The organism is Roseiarcus fermentans, from assembly GCF_003315135.1.
GTDB lineage: Bacteria > Pseudomonadota > Alphaproteobacteria > Rhizobiales > Beijerinckiaceae > Roseiarcus > Roseiarcus fermentans.
In genome coordinates this window covers 1-16,442 of the sequence record NZ_QNRK01000063.1, presented here as the reverse complement: position 1 = coordinate 16,442, position 16,442 = coordinate 1, and the positions used below count along the sequence as shown (strand labels likewise).

The following is a 16,442-nucleotide window of genomic DNA, read 5'->3' as shown; positions in this document are numbered from 1 at the left end:
AGCCCGGCAACGACGCGAACCCGCTGAGCGACGCCAGCGGCGTCTGGTTTCCCGTCACCGTGTCGATGCCGGGAAGCAGGACGCCCGGATCCGAAGCGCGCAGAAGCTGGATCTGTTGAATCGTATACATAGCAAGCCCCGTTCGGTGGCGCGCACTTGTCCTGCGTCCGCGTCGAGACAACGCACAGCGGACCATTCCAAGCGAGTATGTAGTCGTGAAGTTCGACAGCCGCCTTCATGGCTCGAAGGCGATTCTATCGTTCATCAGGCTGAGCGAATGTTTCCTGATTACATATATTTGAATTGATTCTTGTGTTGGATCATACCCCGACCTCCCTTGATGACCTTTTGTATTTTTGTTAACAATTCTTACACAACATGATTTACAGTGTAAGCGTCGTTTTGCCGCATTTTTTGTGATTACGACGGCAGCGCTATCATAATTTTCTTGCTGTCAGAACACCGTAGGTGTTCGCCTTACATACATCGGTATTATGACGGGGATAGATGAACTATATCATGGCGAACGATCATCTCGTCCGTTCTGTTTACACGCTTGGAGCTGAGGATGACGCCGAGGCGGATAAGTATCCAGCCACCTTCGGAAAGCGCATGTAAGCAATGCATACAATGTTATCTGTATTATCCTCCGATACGTACCAGGCGTCGGTAACGACTGTCCCCAGATAAACTCACGGAGCTGAGAATTGTTCCAAAACAATAGGCGCTATCGCTGTTTCAACTATTCCTGTTCAGGGCGGCTCCGGACGTGAACGTCGCCGTCTGGCGCATCCGGATCGCCGGAGCTTGAACGCACGGTAAAACGGGCGCCGGACTGCCGCTTGCTGGACGCCGCCAAACAATGCGAAAATGACGCCGATCCAGGCGTCCCCTCGGCGCCCCTCCTCGTCTCCGTCAGGCGCAAGCAATGCCCCCCTATCGTTCACGCACCTCGACTCATGGCCGAAACATGGCCGGCGCGCGCGGCCTCTGGCGCGCGACCGGGATGAAGGACGGCGATTTCGGCAAGCCGATCATCGCCATCGCCAATTCCTTCACGCAGTTCGTCCCGGGCCACGTTCACCTCAAGGACCTCGGCCAGCTCGTGGCGCGCGAGGTCGAGGCGGCCGGGGGCGTGGCCAAGGAATTCGACACGATCGCGGTCGACGACGGAATTGCGATGGGCCACGACGGGATGCTTTATTCCCTGCCGTCGCGGGAGGTTATCGCCGACAGCGTCGAGTACATGGTCAACGCCCATTGCGCCGACGCGATCGTGTGCATCTCGAACTGCGACAAGATCACGCCCGGCATGCTGATGGCGGCGTTGCGCCTCAATGTCCCGGCGGTGTTCGTGTCCGGCGGCCCGATGGAGGCCGGCAAGGTCAAGCTCTCGACCGGCGCGCGCAAGGTCGACCTGATCGACGCAATGGTCGCGGCGGCGGACGACAAGGTGAGCGACGCCGACGTCGCCGCCATCGAGCGTTCGGCCTGCCCGACCTGCGGCTCCTGTTCCGGCATGTTCACCGCCAACTCGATGAATTGCCTGACGGAGGCGCTCGGCCTGTCGCTTCCCGGCAACGGCACCATCGTTGCGACTCATGCCGACCGCCGCCGTCTGTTCGTCGAGGCGGGCCACCTGATCGTCGACCTCGCCCGCCGCTATTACGAGGAGGACGACGAGGGCGCGCTGCCGCGCTCGATCGCCAATTTCAAGGCGTTCGAGAACGCGATGACCCTCGACATCGCGATGGGCGGATCGACCAACACCGTGCTGCACCTGCTCGCCGCGGCCCACGAGGCCGGGATCGACTTCACCATGGCCGACATCGACCGGCTGTCGCGCCGCGCGCCGGTGCTGTGCAAGGTCGCCCCGTCGGTCGCCGACGTCCATGTCGAGGACGTCCACCGCGCCGGCGGCATCATGGGGATCCTCGGCGAACTGGACCGCGCCGGCCTCCTCAACCGCGACGTCCACATGGTCCACGCCGAGTCGCTCGAACACGCGCTCTCCCGCCACGACATCAAGCGCACCACGAGCAATGCGACGCGCGAGTTCTTCTCCGCCGCCCCCGGCGGCGTCCCGACCCAGGTCGCCTTCAGCCAGTCGGCGCGCTACCCGTCGCTCGACGACGACCGGGAGAAGGGGGTCATCCGCGACTTCGACCACGCCTTCCTGAGGGACGGCGGGCTTGCGGTGCTCAAGGGCAACGTCGCCCTCGACGGCTGCATCGTGAAGACCGCCGGCGTCGACGCGAGCGTGCTGACCTTCGCCGGCCCGGCGCGCATCTTCGAGAGCCAGGACGACGCGGTGCAGGGCATCCTCGCCGGCCGGGTCGTCGCGGGCGACGTGGTGGTGATCCGCTACGAGGGCCCGCGCGGCGGGCCGGGGATGCAGGAGATGCTCTATCCGACCAGCTATCTGAAGTCCCGCGGCCTCGGCAAGGCCTGCGCCCTGATCACCGACGGCCGCTTCTCCGGCGGCACGTCCGGGCTCTCCATCGGCCACGTCTCGCCTGAGGCCGCCGAGGGCGGCGCGATCGCGCTGGTCGAGGAGGGCGACCGGATCGAGATCGACATTCCCGGCCGCTCGATCCGGCTCGCGGTCGACGACGCGACGCTGGCTGCGCGCCGCCGCGCGATGGAGGCCAGGGGCGCGGCCGCCTGGAAGCCCGCCAAGCCGCGGGCGCGAAAGGTGTCGCAGGCTTTGCGCGCCTACGCCGCCTTCGCCACCAGCGCCGCCCGCGGCGCCGTGCGCGAGGTGCCGTAGCGCGCGATGCGGCTGAGGTTCGGCGCGCGTTCGATCGCGGCGCGGCTTTTCCTGTCGGCGGCGTTCTGGAGCGCGCTCATTCTGGTCCTCGCAGGGCTCGGCCTGAGCGCGCTCAACGCGCGCTGGACGGAGGCGAATTTCGACGACGAGCTCGGCGTCTATCTCAAGGCGCTGGTCGCCAACCTCCCCGTCTCCGGCGACGAGGCCAAGGGAGGCGCCCCGGCGGGAATCGCGCCTCAGTTCGAGCTCGCCTTCTCCGGCTGGTACTGGCAGATCACCCGGCTCGATTCCGCGCCGCCCGACATCCGGGCCTCGCGGTCGCTGTTCGCCACCCAGCTTCCCCATCTCGTCGCGGTGTCGCCCGATCACGGCGACATCCTCAGCGGCTACGTGATCGGACCGGGCGGCCGAAAGCTGCGCATGGTGGAGCGCCAGATCGACGCCGGCGACGAGGGCCGCTACCTCGTCCAGGTCGCCGCCAACGCCGACGTCATCCAGTCGCAGGAGCGAAGCTTCGAATGGGGGCTCGCCGCGACCTTTCTGGCGCTGGCGCTGGCGCTTACGGCGTCGACGGCGCTCGCCGTCCGCTATGGCCTCAGGCCGCTGCGGGTGTTGCGCGAGGGGGTCGCCTCGATCCGGCGCGGCGAGGCCCAGCGCATCGACGGCGAATTCCCGCATGACGTCGCGCCGCTCGCTGCCGAGGTGAATCAGCTCATCGACTCCAACCGGGAGATCGTCGAACGCGCCCAGACCCAGGTCGGCAACCTCGCCCATGCGCTGAAGACGCCGCTCAGCGTGCTCATCAACGAAGCCGATTCGGCGAGCCCGAATCTCGCCGACAAGGTGCGCGAGCAGACCGGGATCATGCGCCAGCAGGTGACGTTCTATCTCGACCGGGCGCGCGCCGCCGCGCGCGCAAGGACCGCCGGCCTGGTGACGGAGGTCAAACCCGTCGTCGGGGGCCTCGTGCGCACCTTCGAGAAGCTGCACGCGGAGCGTGGGCTCGTCTTCGAGGCCGACCTCCCGGAAGGCCTGAAGTTCCGCGGCGAAGCGCAGGACCTCACCGACCTGATCGGCAATCTGCTCGACAATGCCGGCAAGTGGGCGGAGGAGACGGTCGTCATCCGCGCCCGTCGCGTCCCGCCCGCGGCCAGGGACCTGCCGGCGTTCCTGATCGCCGACATCGACGACGACGGACCGGGCCTGGCTCCGGCCGCCCGCGAGAAGGCGATCGAGCGCGGCAAGCGGCTCGACGAGTCCCGGCCGGGGTCGGGGCTCGGTCTTGCGATCGTGGTCGAGCTGGCGTCGATCTACGGCGGCTCGCTGCAGCTCGAGGAGAGCCCGCTCGGCGGCCTGCGGGCGTCGCTGCGCCTGCCCTGCGTCTAACGTCGGCGTCGTCGTGGCGAGCGAAGTCAAGCGCCCACGCCGCTGCGGCGCCCTTCGATCGGGGGATCGCTTCGTCCATCCGGGCTCGCCCAAGGGGCGTTCTTCGCCCTGACCGTTGCGGGCGAACTCGACATCATGCTGCTCCAGCGACCCCGGGTTCGCCGCCGGGCGCCCATGGCTTTCGCCGCGGCCGCCGCTATAAAGCGCGGGAGGACTTCTGCACGGGGGCGCGGGCGCGATGAGGGCGAGGGTGATGCTGATGGCGGCGCTGGCGGCGCCCACGCTCGCCGGATGCGGCGGCTTCGGCTTCGGCGACAGTTCCGCCCCGAGCGCCTCCGCGCCGGCGGTCGCGCCTGCGCCGGCCGCCGTCGCTTCGCTCCCCGCGGGCGCGGCGCAGGCCCCGGCCGCGCCGGCGCCGGTCGCCGTCGCTTCGCTCCCCCCGGCCGCGGGCGCGGCGCAAGTCCCGGCCGCGCCGGCGCCGGTCCCGCCCTCGCCGGCGTCGATTCCGACCGGCGCGGCGCTCGGCGGCGTGCTCGGCGGCCCGGTCGGCGCGTCGCTGACCGAAGCCGACCGCCAAGCCGCCTGGGAAGCCCAGATCGCCGCGCTCGATTCGGGCAAGCCGCGCTCCTGGCGCGGCGGCCACGGCGTGTTCGGCTCGGTCGAGCCCGGCGCCGAGACCGGCGCCGGCTGCCGCGGCTACGCCCAGACCATCTACGTCGCCGGCCGGCCGAACCATGGTCAGGGCGTCGCCTGCAAGCTGCCGGAGGGCGGCTGGAAGATGACGAGCTAGCCGCGGCGAACCGCAGATCGGAGCCGGGGCGGCGAATTCCGCGCCGACCACGAGATCGCCCCATTCTTCCGGCAAGGGCCGCCGCAGGGGTTCGGAGAGTCGTCGGCCGCCGGCGCTCCTTCCGCCCCTCCGGCCGCGCCAGGCCGGCAAGGAGACCTCGGCCACGAGCAAGATCGCCCTCGCCGCCGCCGAGCTTGTGGAACGGCGGCGCCTGTCTATGCTCGCTCCTCACACCTGCGCGCAGGATGGCATGCCTTCGTCGAGATCCGACACTTTCCCGGTTGTGAACGGGTCGATCGGTCGTTTCGGACTCCGTGACGGCGCCGACTCGGGATCGGCGTGTCCGGCGAAGGGATGGGGTTCGCGCGAAGCGGTCCGCTCGGCCGACGGTCTGACCGAGGCGGACGCCGGCCTCGACCGGGGCGGCGATCGGAGCCGCCGCATCGATCCTCCGCCCGGCTGCGACGGGCGGACTTTCGGTTTTGCGGAGGAGGACGGCGGCGGCCCGCCGGCGCCGCGCGCCCTTTCCGGGCTATCGCGCAGTCGCGCTGCGATTGTCCCGCCAAGATGACCGCCGCCGAACGAAAGCTCCCGGAACCTTCGTTGCGACACCCGGAGGCCTTCGCGAGCCTGGCCGAAGCCGTTCTCGTCACCGACGCCGAAGGACGCGTGACCGATTTCAACGCCGAATGCATTCGCTACTATCGCTTCGCCGACCACAGCGCCTTCCGCCGGCATGCCGGCGACTGGGTGCGACTATTCGAAGTCCGGCTCCCGGACGACCGCTCCGCGCCGCCGGCCCAGTGGCCCGTTCCACGCGCCCTCGCGGGTGAAACGGCCGCCAACGTCGAGTTGCGCCTCATCCGGACGGACAGCGGCGAGAGCTGGTGGGGCAGCTACAATTTCTCGCCGATCCGGGACGCCGCCGGGACGATCATCGGGGCCGTCGTCGCGGCCCGCGAGATCACGGAGCTGAAGGAGGCGGAACAGCGGCTGCGCGAGAGCGAGGCGCTGCTGAGAGCGGTCATCAACGGCAGTCCCGATGCGATCTACCTGAAGGATCGCGAGAGTCGGATGCTGCTCGCCAATCCCGTGGCGCTCGCCGCGATCGGCAGGCCTGCGGACCTGTGCATCGGCAGAACCGACGAGGAGTTTCTCGCCAATCCGGCGGACGGTCGCGCCATCCTGGCCAACGACCGGCGCATCATGGAGTCGGGACGGGCGGAAGCGGTCGAGGAGACGATCGTCGGCGGCGCCGGACCGCGGTGTTTTCTCCACAGCAAGGCGCCCTGCCGCGACGCCGGAGGCCATGTCGTCGGCCTCATCGGCGTCGCCCGCGACGTCACGTTGCTGAAGGAAGCCGAGGCGGAGCGCGAGCGGCTGCTCGACGAAGTCCAGGCGGAGCGCGATCGCCTGTCCGCGCTGCTGGCGAGCATGCGGGACGAGGTGTGGTTCGCCGACACCCGACGGCGGTTCACGCTGGCCAACCGGGCGGGGCTGAAGGAATTCTGCCTGGAGCGCATGGACTCGATCGCCGTCGAAGACCTCCTCGGAAGCATCGAGGCGCGTCGCCCCGACGGCAGCCCGCGCCCGATCGCCGAATCCGCGACGCTGCGCGCGCTCGGCGGCGAGACGGTGGTGGACTCGGAAGAGATCGTCCGGACCCCGGCCAGCGGCGACTGGCGCCATCGCCAGGTGAACGCCGCGCCGGTGAGGGGGAAGGACGGCGCGATCATCGGTTCGGTCGCGGTCGTGCGCGACGTCACCGAGCGCAGGCGGGCCGAAAAGGCGCTGCGCGAGAGCGAGGAACGTCAATCGGTCCTGCTCAAGCTCAGCGACGCGTTGCGGCCGCTCGCCTCCGCGGCGGAGATCGAGGCCGCCGCGGCGCGCTGTCTGGGGGAAGCGCTGCAGGCCGACCGCGTCTATTTCGGCCCGATCGACGCGGAGGCGGGCATCGTCGCCATCGGCGCCGAATACATTCGCGACCAGGGTCCGAGTTACGCCGGCCAGTATCGGTACAGCGACTTTCCCGAACTGGTCAGGGCCCTCGCGTCCGGCAAGACTTTTGTCGAGCCGGACGTCCAGGCGTCGGGCCGGTCCTCCGACGGCGCGAGGCGGGTCCATGCGGAATTCGGCTACGCCGCCGTCGTGTCGGCGCCCCTGATCCGGGCCGGCCGGCTGGTGTGGCGGTTGACCGCGACCTCGAAGACGCCGCGCGCATGGACGCCGCAGCAGGTCCAGCTCGTCGAGGAAGTCGGGGAGCGCTGCTGGGACGCGGTCCAGCGCGCCGGCGCGGAAGCCTCGCTGCGGGACAGCGAGGAGCGGTTTCGCCTGTCCTTCGCCCATGCCTCGATCGGCTTTGCGATGACGGCGCCGGACGGCCGCATCCTCGACGCCAACGCGGCCCAGTGCGCGATCACCGGCTATTCGCTGGAAGAGCTTCGCAGCGCCGTCTTCACCGAGCTGGTTCACCCGGAGGATCGGGCGGCGAACCTGGCGCTGGAGGAGAAGATGTTCGCCGGCGAGATCCCCGGCTACGTCCTCGAGAACCGCGTCGTCCGCAAGGGCGGAGACAGCATCTGGGTGCGCAAGAGCGTTTCGCTCATTCGCGGCGCCGACGACGCGCCGCGATGGATCGTCGCGCTGATCGAAGACATCACCACCCGGGTCGAGGCGGTGGAAGCCCTGCGCGAGGCGGACCGACGCAAGGACGAGTTCCTCGCCACCCTCGCCCACGAGTTGCGCAATCCCCTGGCGCCGCTGCGAAGCGGCCTCGACGCCCTCAAGCGAGCGGGCGCCGACCGGGAAAAGGCGACATGGGTTCGCGACATGATGGCGCGCCAGGTCGACCATCTGGTGCGGCTGGTCGACGATCTTCTGGAGGTTTCCCGCATCAGCCGCGGGCTGATCGAGCTGCGGAAGGAGCCCGTCGATCTGGCGCAGGTCATGAACGACGCGGTCGACGCCAGCCGGCCGCTGATCGCCGAGCGTCGACATCACTTGACGGTTTCGCTCCCGTCCGGGCCGCTGCAGCTCGAAGCCGATCCGACCCGGCTCGCTCAGATTCTGATCAACCTGTTGAACAACGCCGCGCGATACACCGAGCCCGGCGGCCGGATCGAGATGTCGGCGTGGGAAGAGAACGGCGAGGCGGTCGCGCGCGTGCGCGACAGCGGCTATGGAATTCCCGCCGATGCGCTGCCGCGCGTGTTCGAGCTTTTCACCCGGATGGATTCGAGTTCCGACCTTTCGCAATCCGGGCTCGGCATCGGCCTGGCGCTGGTGCGCAGACTCGTCGACCTGCACGGCGGCCGCATCGACGCCCGCAGCGAGGGCGTCGGCAGGGGGAGCGAGTTCCTCGTGCGGCTGCCGCTCGCGAAAGCGGAGGCGCCCGAGACCGGCGCCCGACCCGCCGCCGGCCCCGCGGCGGCGTCCGCGCGCCGCATCCTGGTCGTGGACGACTATCGCGACGTCGCCGACAGCCTCGCCATGCTGCTCGAGAGCATGGGCATGGAGGTCCGCGTCGCCTATGGCGGAGCTTCGGCTCTGGAGGCCGCAGCCCTCTTCAGGCCCGAGATCGTCTTCCTCGATCTCGGCATGCCGAAAATGGACGGCTACGAGACCGCCCGACGCCTTCGCGACCTTCCCGGCGGCCAGGACATGCTATTGGTGGCGCTCACCGGCTGGGGCCAGGCCGAGGACCGTCGTCGCACCCGTGACGCGGGCTTCGACGAGCATTTGACGAAACCGATGGGCCTCGACCCCCTGAGCGACGTCCTCGCCCGGCGGCGCTGACGGACCATCGCCGCCGCGCCGGAAACGGCGGGCGGCGCGCCCGAAGACGCCGGCCATCCGGCTCCTGTTCAGGCCGATGCGGCCAGGCTGAACAGTTTCACCGCGTTGTCGCGGCCGATCTTTCGCCGGTCCTCCTCCGCGATATCGCAGGAATCGAACCATTGCGCCGCTTCGTCCGAGCGCTCGTAGGGGTAGTCGACCGCGAAGAGAACGCGGTCTGCGCCCATCTCCGCGATCACGTTGATCAGGGTCGGCGTATGGAAGTTGCCGCTGGTCGAGATGTGGAAATGGTCCTTGAGGTATTGCGACAGCGGCTTCTTCAGCGTCTTGCCGAAGGATGCGTACTCGAACCGCCGTTGCGCGCGGGCCATCATCGGCACGAGCCCCTCGCCGAGATGACCGATGACCATCTGGAGATTGGGGAAACGATCGAACAATCCGCTGGTGATCAGCCGCAACACATGCGTGGCGGTTTCGACGCCGAACGCCCATGCCGGCCCGAGAAGTTCCTTGTGACCCTCATAGATGACCTGCTGCGAATCCAAGGGCGCGCGGGGATGCAGGTAGAACGGCGTTCCGAGGTCGGCCACCCTCTCCCAGAACGGCAGGAATTTCGGCAGGTCGTAATATTCGCCGGTGTTCCGATCGCCGAGGTTGCTGAAGCCGTTCGCGAGGCCGCCGCAAAACCCCAGCGTCTTGACCGCGCGCTCGAGCTCATCCGCCGCCGCCGCCGGATCCTGGAGCGCAACGGTCGCCATGCAGGCGAAGCGCCTGGGATGTTTGGCCAGGAACCGCTCGGCCAACTCGTCGTTGGCGCGCTTGGCGAGATCGACCGCCCTGGCGACATCGGGCTCCATCTGAACCCCATTGGCGGTCAGCGACACGAGCTGCATCGCGATGCCGTTGCGATCCATTTCCGGCAGCCGATGGCGCTCGACATCGACGAGGCCGCCGTCGATATGCGCCTGCACGGCGTCGGTCACACCGAGCGGGGGTAGATACGCCATCGTCGCCTCGGAGACGAAGTGTTCTTCGACTGCGATCTTGCCGATCATCGGGCAGGCCCTTCGTGAATGTCACAACGCACGTCGTCTTCAGCGTTTCCGCCGGGATACCGCGCCGCCGCCCGACGACCGCGGCGTCGAGCGCCTGGTCTGACGATCCGACCAGGACGCTCTCCGTTAATTTTTCGCCTGCGTCGGAAAATACCACTTGCCGTCCCTCAACGGCAGGAAGCTGCCGTCGTCGTCACCCACCTCTTCGGCAATGCGCCCATTCAGCTTCGCGTTCATGGCCATGATCAGGTCAGCGTTAGCCTTCGGATTCGTCGCCAGATTGTCGACTTCCTCGAGGTCATTCTGGAGGTCGTAGAGTTCCAGATCGTTCCCGGCGAGCAACTGCTCGTAGGTTGTCGGCGTATTGAAGGCGAGCGGCGAAAAATAGCGGCTGAAACGATAGCGGCCGTCGAAGACGCTTCGAATGGCGCATCGGTTATGAAAATCGGGTTCGACCTTGATCAGTTCGGCGATCACGTCGGCCACCGGCGTCTCGCTGTTGCGCATCGACGTTTCCATCCGGGCCGCCCATTTCGCGTCCTGAAACGACAGCATGTTGTAGTTGTAAAGCGAGGCGGGCCGGAGCGAGTCCGGCTCCGCCGCTTCCGGCGCCCCGAGCAGGGCGGAGAAGTTCCGTCCCACGAGGTCGGCGCCGGCCTTCTTCAGCGATTCGGGGTCGGCGCCCGTCAGCGCCATCAGCGTCGGCGTCAGGTCGATCTGCGAGGTGACCGCCTTGCAGGTCTTGCCGCCGGGATAGGCCGGGTGGACAATCATCAGCGGCAGGTGGTTCTGCTGTCGGTAGGCGGTGTTGCCCTTGCCCCGCAATTGATGGGCGCCGCCGAGTTCGCCGTGGTCCGCGGTGAAGACGATGATGGTGTTCGTGTCCATCCCGTTCGCCTTCAGGGAGTCCAGGACGCGGACAACCTGCTGGTCGCAGTCGCGGATGCAGTTGTAATAGTAGTTTCTCAGCACGCGCCAACGGCGATCCTCGTCCGGCCAGGCGCCGACCAGAACGTCCTGCACCTCCTGATAGATCCGCTGTCCCGGCGGGCGGCCCGGCGCATCGAGGGCCTGGCCGCGCGTCGCCGGCAACGGCGCGTCGTTCCACTCGGCGCGGTAAATCTCGTCGGACGGCGGACGGGCGATCGGCATCGCGCTCGCCTTGCCCTGCACCGTCTCCCCGGGCAGATCGGAGTTGACGTACATGACGTCGTGCGGATTGACGAAATTGACGGCGAGATACCACGGTTTGCCTGCCTCCTGGAGCGCCTTGCCTGTTGTGCGCAGCCAGCGTGTGGTGAACGCCGTGGTGGTGTCGTCGTAATTATAGCCGCCGAGCGTGGTGTCGATGATGTCGCCGACGCCGAAGAAGTCCTCGAAGCCGTAGGTTTCGATGATCCGGCGGTAGTCCAGAAGCGGCGCGTCGATCGCCGCCCGCGCCTGGTCGAGGTTTTTGCTGAGATGCCACTTGCCCTGGTAGGCCGCGTGGTAACCGAGCGCGGTCATTCGGCGACCGACGGTCGACACGGCTGTCGACATATCCGGTTGCCAAAGCGCGTTGGCGTTGTCGAAGACTCCGGTGTGTTGAATATGCCGCCCGGTATAGATGGTCGAGCGGGCCGGCCCGCAAACACAGGAGGCGGCCTGGTGATTGGTGAACGTGACGCCGCTCCGTCTGATCCATTCGCGGCCGGGAACCGGCATCGGCCATTGCTCGAAGAAGTGCTCCTGGTCCACCAGGATGAACAGGATGTTGTAGCCGCCGGGCGGCGTTGCGGGGGCGGTCGCGGGTTCGGGCGAACCGGCCTGCAGCGCCGCGGCGACGGTTTGCGGGCGCAATGCGGCGGCGCCGAACAGCGCAGCCCCGCTGGCCATCAGCGTGCGTCGAGTGGGATGTCCTGTTGCGTCCGCTGGACGGTCCATCGCGTTCTCCACGGGAAGCCGGCGCTGGTCGGCGGCAAGATCGCAGCGCCCTGCGCGAGGAGGCTCATCCGAGCTTGCCAATACCACTTTCTGTTCAGCAAGTCCCGATTAGAGTTCTCGCTTTGAAAATACGCCCTCGAACCAGGAGAAACATCGTCGATTGTGGTCAAGGAAAGCGTCGTTGCAACACGTCCGATTGGCGACATGGTGTCTTCGCTGACTGAAGAGAGACCCGGTTTGTCCTGCAAAAAGCGAAGCTGGGACCTCTGCCTGGCGACACTGTCCGGTCGCAGTTGGCCGCGAAGCGACACTTGACGGCAAACGGGAGCGTCGTCCCGGGCTCGCCGCGACGCGCTCGCCAGCGGTCACGCCAACGCCCTTGGCCGGCTCGCGCCGCGGCGCCGCTGGCGGGACGACCGCAAACAGTCCCGCCGCGCCTCTTGTCTCCGCCCGGGGCCGATTGGGCGCCGTGACGAGCCGGCCGCCCCGCCCCGGCGCCGCCTGCGACGCATCGCCCCGACCCTCGCGACCAAAGACTTTCCGCGAGACCTCGCGTTCGTTTTGCGCTAACGCAGCCGGGCTTTGACGATGGTCCAGCGGGGGCCGCCCAGAGGGCTTTCATGGTGTGGTTTGTCCTGGCGGGCTTGACCGCTGTCGCGGTCCTCGCCGCGATATGGCCGCTGCTTCGCTCGTCCCGGTCCGATGACCGCGACGCGGCCGCGTCGGGCGAAGCGGCGTTCTACAAGGCGCAGCTCGACGAGATCCAACGCGACGTCGAGCGCGGGCAATTGCCCGAGAGCGAGGCCGCCGGCGCGCGCGCCGAGGCGGCGCGGCGCCTGCTCGCGCTCCGGGCGGAGGGCGCCTCGCTCCCGCCGGCGCCCAAGGGCCGCAACCGGCTCGCGGCCGCGGCGCTGGTCGTGGTCGGCGTTCCCGCCATCGCGCTGCCGCTCTATGTCCTGCTCGGCCAGCCGGAGATGCCCGACGCGCCGCTCGCGAGCCGCGATCCCGCCGCGCACGCCGCCTCCGACATCGACGCCGCGATCGCCGGCGTCGAAAAGCATCTGATCTCCGACCCGGACGACGGCAAGGGCTGGGCGGTGCTGGCGCCGGTCTACATGCGGCTCGAGCGCTACGAGGACGCGGCGCACGCCTATGCCGAAACCCTGCGTCTGCTCGGCGACGATCCGGCGCGGCGCGCGGCTTACGGCGAAGCGCTGGTGGCGGCGGCCGGCGGCGTCGTCACCGACACGGCGCGCGACGCCTTCGCCAAGGCGCTGGCCAAGGACCCCGCCCTGCCGCAGGCCCGCTTCTACCTGGCGCTCGCCGCCGAGCAGGACGGCAAGACCGGCGACGCCGTCCGCGCTTACCAGGCGCTGGTCGCCGACGCGCCCCCGGACGCCCCCTACGTCGCCGCGGTCAAGGCGCGCGTCGCCGCGCTTCAGGGCGCGCCGCCGCAGCCGCAAGCGGCGGAAACCCCCGCCGCCGTCCCGGCCGGGCAGCAGGCGATGATCGAGGGCATGGTGAACCGCCTCGCCAGCCGCCTTGCGACGAATGGCGGCAGTCTCGACGAATGGGCGCGCCTCATTCGCGCCTACACCGTGCTGCATCAGGGCGACAAGGCCAGGGCCGCGCTCGCCGACGCCCGCAAGGCGCTGGCGCCGGACGCGGACGCCGGCGCGAGCCTCGACGCGCTCGCCCGCGATCTCGGCCTCGGAGACGCCAAGTGACCCGGAAAAGCCGCCGCCTCGCGCTCATCGCCGCAGCCCTCGTGGTGATCGGCTGCGCCGTCGGGCTCGGCCTCTATGCGATGAAAGACAGCCTCGCGCTGTTCCTGACGCCGGCGGAAATGGCCGAAAAGCACGTGCAGCCGGGGACCCGGGTCAGGATCGGCGGGCTGGTCGAGGCCGGCTCGGTCGTGCGCGCCGACGCCTCGCTCCGCTTCAACGTGACCGACGGGACGAAAGCGATCGCGGTCGACTGCCCGGGCGCCTGCTTCGCCAATGTGCCCGATCTTTTCCGCGAGGGACAGGGCGTCGTGGTCGAAGGCGTGCTCGGGCCCGACGGCCGGATCGGCGGCGACCAGATTCTGGCCAAGCACGACGAGCGCTACATGCCGCGCGAGGTCGTCGAATCGCTGAAGAAGCAGGGGCGCTGGCAGGAAGGAGCGAACGTCAAGTGATCGTCGAGATCGGCCATTTCGCCCTCGTCCTGGCGCTCGCCGCAGCGCTCGCGCAGACGATCGTCCCGGCCTGGGGGGCGCGCATCGGCGACGGCGACCTGATGGCGGTCGGGCGGAGTTCGGCGCTGACCGTCTTCGCCTGCGTCGCGATCGCGTTCGCGGCGCTCGTCTACGCCCATCTCGTGTCCGACTTTTCCGTCCTCAACGTCGCCGAGAACTCGCACAGCGCCGCCCCCGCGATCTACAAGATCAGCGGCGTCTGGGGAAACCACGAAGGCTCGATGCTGCTCTGGGCGCTGATCCTGGCGATCTTCGCCGCCATCGTCGCCCTGTTCGGCCGCTCGCTGCCGCCGACGCTGCGCGCCGACGCGCTCGCGGTGCAGGGGCTGATCAGCGCCGCCTTCCTCCTGTTCATTCTCCTGACCTCGAACCCGTTCGCGCGCATCGCGCCCGCCCCGTTCGAGGGGCGCGACCTCAATCCGATCCTGCAGGACCCCGGCCTCGCCATTCACCCGCCGCTGCTCTATCTCGGCTACGTCGGCTTTTCGATCGTCTATTCGTTCGCCGCCGCCGCGCTGATCGAGGGGCGGATCGACGCCGCCTGGGCGCGTTTCGTGCGGCCGTTCGCCCTCGTCGCCTGGGGCTTCCTGACCATCGGCATCGCCGCCGGCTCGTTCTGGGCCTATTACACGCTCGGCTGGGGCGGCTTCTGGTTCTGGGACCCGGTCGAGAACGCCTCCCTGATGCCCTGGCTCGCCGGCACCGCCTTCATCCATTCAGTGGCGGTGATGGAGAAGCGCGACGCGCTGAAGGTCTGGACGATCTTCCTCGCCATCCTCGCCTTCTCGTTCTCGCTGCTCGGCACCTTCCTCGTCCGCTCGGGCGTGTTGACCTCGGTGCACGCCTTCGCCAGCGATCCGCGCCGGGGCGTGTTCATCCTGGCGATTCTCGCTCTGTTCATCCTCGGCTCGTTCGCGCTGTTCGCCTGGCGGGCGCCGCTCCTGAAGCAGGGCGGCCTGTTCGCGCCGGTGTCGCGCGAGGGCGCGCTGGTGCTGAACAACCTCTTGCTCACCACCGCCTGCGCGACCGTGTTCTTCGGCACCCTCTATCCGCTCGCCCTCGAACAATTGACCGGCGAGAAGATCACGGTCGGCGCGCCGTTCTTCAACATGACCTGCGGGGTGCTGCTGCTGGCCGCCGCCGCCGTGACGCCGGTCGGCTTCGGGCTCGCCTGGAAGCGCGGCGACCTGCTGGGGGTGATCCAGCGCCTGACGGTCGCCATCGTCGCGGGCGCGCTCGCGGCGATCGTCGCTACGGCGTGGCTGAGCGGCGGCTCGATCCTGGCGCCGGTTGCGATGGGCCTCGCGATCTTCGTCATCGTGGGCACGCTGATCGAGGTCGTCATGCGCATAGGGCGACCCGGCGTTTCGGCCGGCGTCGCGTTGCGGCGGGCGGCCGGCCTGCCGCTGTCGTTCTGGGGCGCGGCGCTCGCCCACATCGGGGTCGGCATGACGGTGCTCGGCCTCGCCGGCGCTGGCTTCGGCGCCGAGGCGATCGTCACCTTGCACAAGGGCGTCGCGCAGGCGGTCGGGCCTTACCGGATCACCCTCGATTCGGTCGGCGACCGGGTCGGGCCGAACTACCGCGAGGCCGTGGCGACGATGACGGTGCGGACGGGCGATCGCCTGGTCGCGACGATCGAGCCGGCGCGGCGCAAATTCGCCGCCCAGCCGATGACCACCACCCAGGCCGGCATGGTCACCCTGAATTTCGGCCAGATCTACGTGTCGATCGCCGATCCGGCGCCGGACGGCGCCGTCCCGGCGCGGCTCTACTGGAAGCCGCTCGTCACCCTGATCTGGCTCGGCGGCTGCGCCATGGCGCTCGGCGGCGCCCTCTCGCTCGCCGACCGCCGCCTGCGCTTCGGCGTCGCCCGGCGCGCGAAGGCGGCGCTCGCGGCCGCGCCGGCGGAGTGAGCGCGATGACCTTCGCCCGCGGCCTCCGCCCGATCGGGCTCGCCCTCCTCCTGGCCCTCTCCGCCCCCGCCCTCGCGGTGCAGCCGGACGAGGTGATGAAGGACCCCGCGCTCGAGGCGCGCGCCCGGGCGCTGTCGGCCGAGCTGCGCTGCATGGTGTGCCAGAACCAGTCGATCGACGATTCCGACGCGCCGCTCGCCCGCGACATCCGGCTGCTGATCCGCGAGCGCATCGGCGCGGGCGGAAGCAACGACGCGGTGCGTGCCTACCTAGTCTCCCGCTACGGCGATTTCATCTTGCTGAAGCCGCCGGTCAAGCCGGAGACGCTGCTCCTGTGGTTGTCGGCGCCGCTGACGCTCGGCGCCGGCCTCGCCGCGGTGTGGTTCGCCCGCCGTCGCGCCCCGCGCGCGGTCGAAGCCCTGACGGACGAGGAGGAGGCGCGTCTGGCCGCGCTGACCGAGGCGGACCGCTAGCCCGGATTTCTCACACAGGATGGGTGCATCGGGCGTCCGAATCAGGCAAAAGTTGTTTTGCGAGAACGACTTGACCCTATTCAGAGAGGTCGCCC

10 protein-coding genes are annotated in these 16,442 nt (G+C 68.9%); 8 read left to right on the top strand and 2 right to left on the bottom strand.

Going from position 1 to position 16,442, the window contains the following annotated elements:
• Positions 1-928 precede the first annotated feature (928 nt).
• The 4 genes from ilvD (at position 929) to DFR50_RS30675 (ending at position 8,741) form a co-directional block, all read left to right on the top strand.
• Positions 929-2,770: a dihydroxy-acid dehydratase gene (gene ilvD / locus DFR50_RS30690; protein WP_113894080.1), complete on the top strand. Its 1,842-nt coding sequence runs from the start codon at positions 929-931 to the stop codon at positions 2,768-2,770.
• Between the two features lie 6 nt (positions 2,771-2,776).
• On the top strand, positions 2,777-4,156 hold the full coding sequence (locus DFR50_RS30685; RefSeq protein WP_113894078.1) for an ATP-binding protein: 1,380 nt from the start codon (positions 2,777-2,779) through the stop codon (positions 4,154-4,156).
• A 238-nt stretch (positions 4,157-4,394) separates the two neighbouring features.
• Positions 4,395-4,946 carry a hypothetical protein gene (locus tag DFR50_RS30680; protein ID WP_147262985.1) on the top strand — a complete coding sequence of 184 codons (552 nt, stop codon included), beginning with the start codon at positions 4,395-4,397 and terminating at the stop codon, positions 4,944-4,946.
• A gap of 603 nt (positions 4,947-5,549) precedes the next feature.
• Positions 5,550-8,741: a PAS domain S-box protein gene (locus tag DFR50_RS30675; RefSeq protein WP_170153457.1), complete on the top strand. Its 3,192-nt coding sequence runs from the start codon at positions 5,550-5,552 to the stop codon at positions 8,739-8,741.
• A 68-nt stretch (positions 8,742-8,809) separates the two neighbouring features.
• Here DFR50_RS30675 and DFR50_RS30670 read toward each other — a convergent pair whose 3' ends face one another.
• Together DFR50_RS30670 and DFR50_RS30665 are read right to left on the bottom strand one after the other, a co-directional pair.
• Positions 8,810-9,796 (bottom strand): amidohydrolase family protein, encoded by a 987-nt coding sequence (locus tag DFR50_RS30670; protein WP_113894072.1) that lies wholly within the window; start codon positions 9,794-9,796, stop codon positions 8,810-8,812.
• 126 nt (positions 9,797-9,922) lie between these two features.
• Positions 9,923-11,719: a sulfatase family protein gene (locus DFR50_RS30665; RefSeq protein ID WP_210209091.1), complete on the bottom strand. Its 1,797-nt coding sequence runs from the start codon at positions 11,717-11,719 to the stop codon at positions 9,923-9,925.
• Between the two features lie 620 nt (positions 11,720-12,339).
• Here DFR50_RS30665 and ccmI point away from each other — a divergent pair.
• From ccmI to DFR50_RS30645, 4 genes are read left to right on the top strand one after another with little or no spacing between them, the layout of a single operon-like run.
• The gene (gene ccmI / locus DFR50_RS30660; RefSeq protein ID WP_113894068.1) at positions 12,340-13,446 is read left to right on the top strand and encodes a c-type cytochrome biogenesis protein CcmI; all 1,107 of its coding nucleotides are present in this window, start codon (positions 12,340-12,342) and stop codon (positions 13,444-13,446) included.
• Positions 13,443-13,898, top strand: a complete 456-nt coding sequence (ccmE, locus tag DFR50_RS30655; protein WP_113894066.1) for a cytochrome c maturation protein CcmE — start codon at positions 13,443-13,445, stop codon at positions 13,896-13,898. Before ccmI ends, ccmE begins: the two co-directional genes overlap by 4 nt.
• Positions 13,895-15,874 carry a heme lyase CcmF/NrfE family subunit gene (locus tag DFR50_RS30650; protein ID WP_113894064.1) on the top strand — a complete coding sequence of 660 codons (1,980 nt, stop codon included), beginning with the start codon at positions 13,895-13,897 and terminating at the stop codon, positions 15,872-15,874. Before ccmE ends, DFR50_RS30650 begins: the two co-directional genes overlap by 4 nt.
• A 5-nt stretch (positions 15,875-15,879) precedes the next feature.
• Complete coding sequence (locus tag DFR50_RS30645) at positions 15,880-16,347, top strand: cytochrome c-type biogenesis protein (protein ID WP_113894082.1); 468 nt, start codon at positions 15,880-15,882, stop codon at positions 16,345-16,347.
• Positions 16,348-16,442 lie beyond the last annotated feature (95 nt).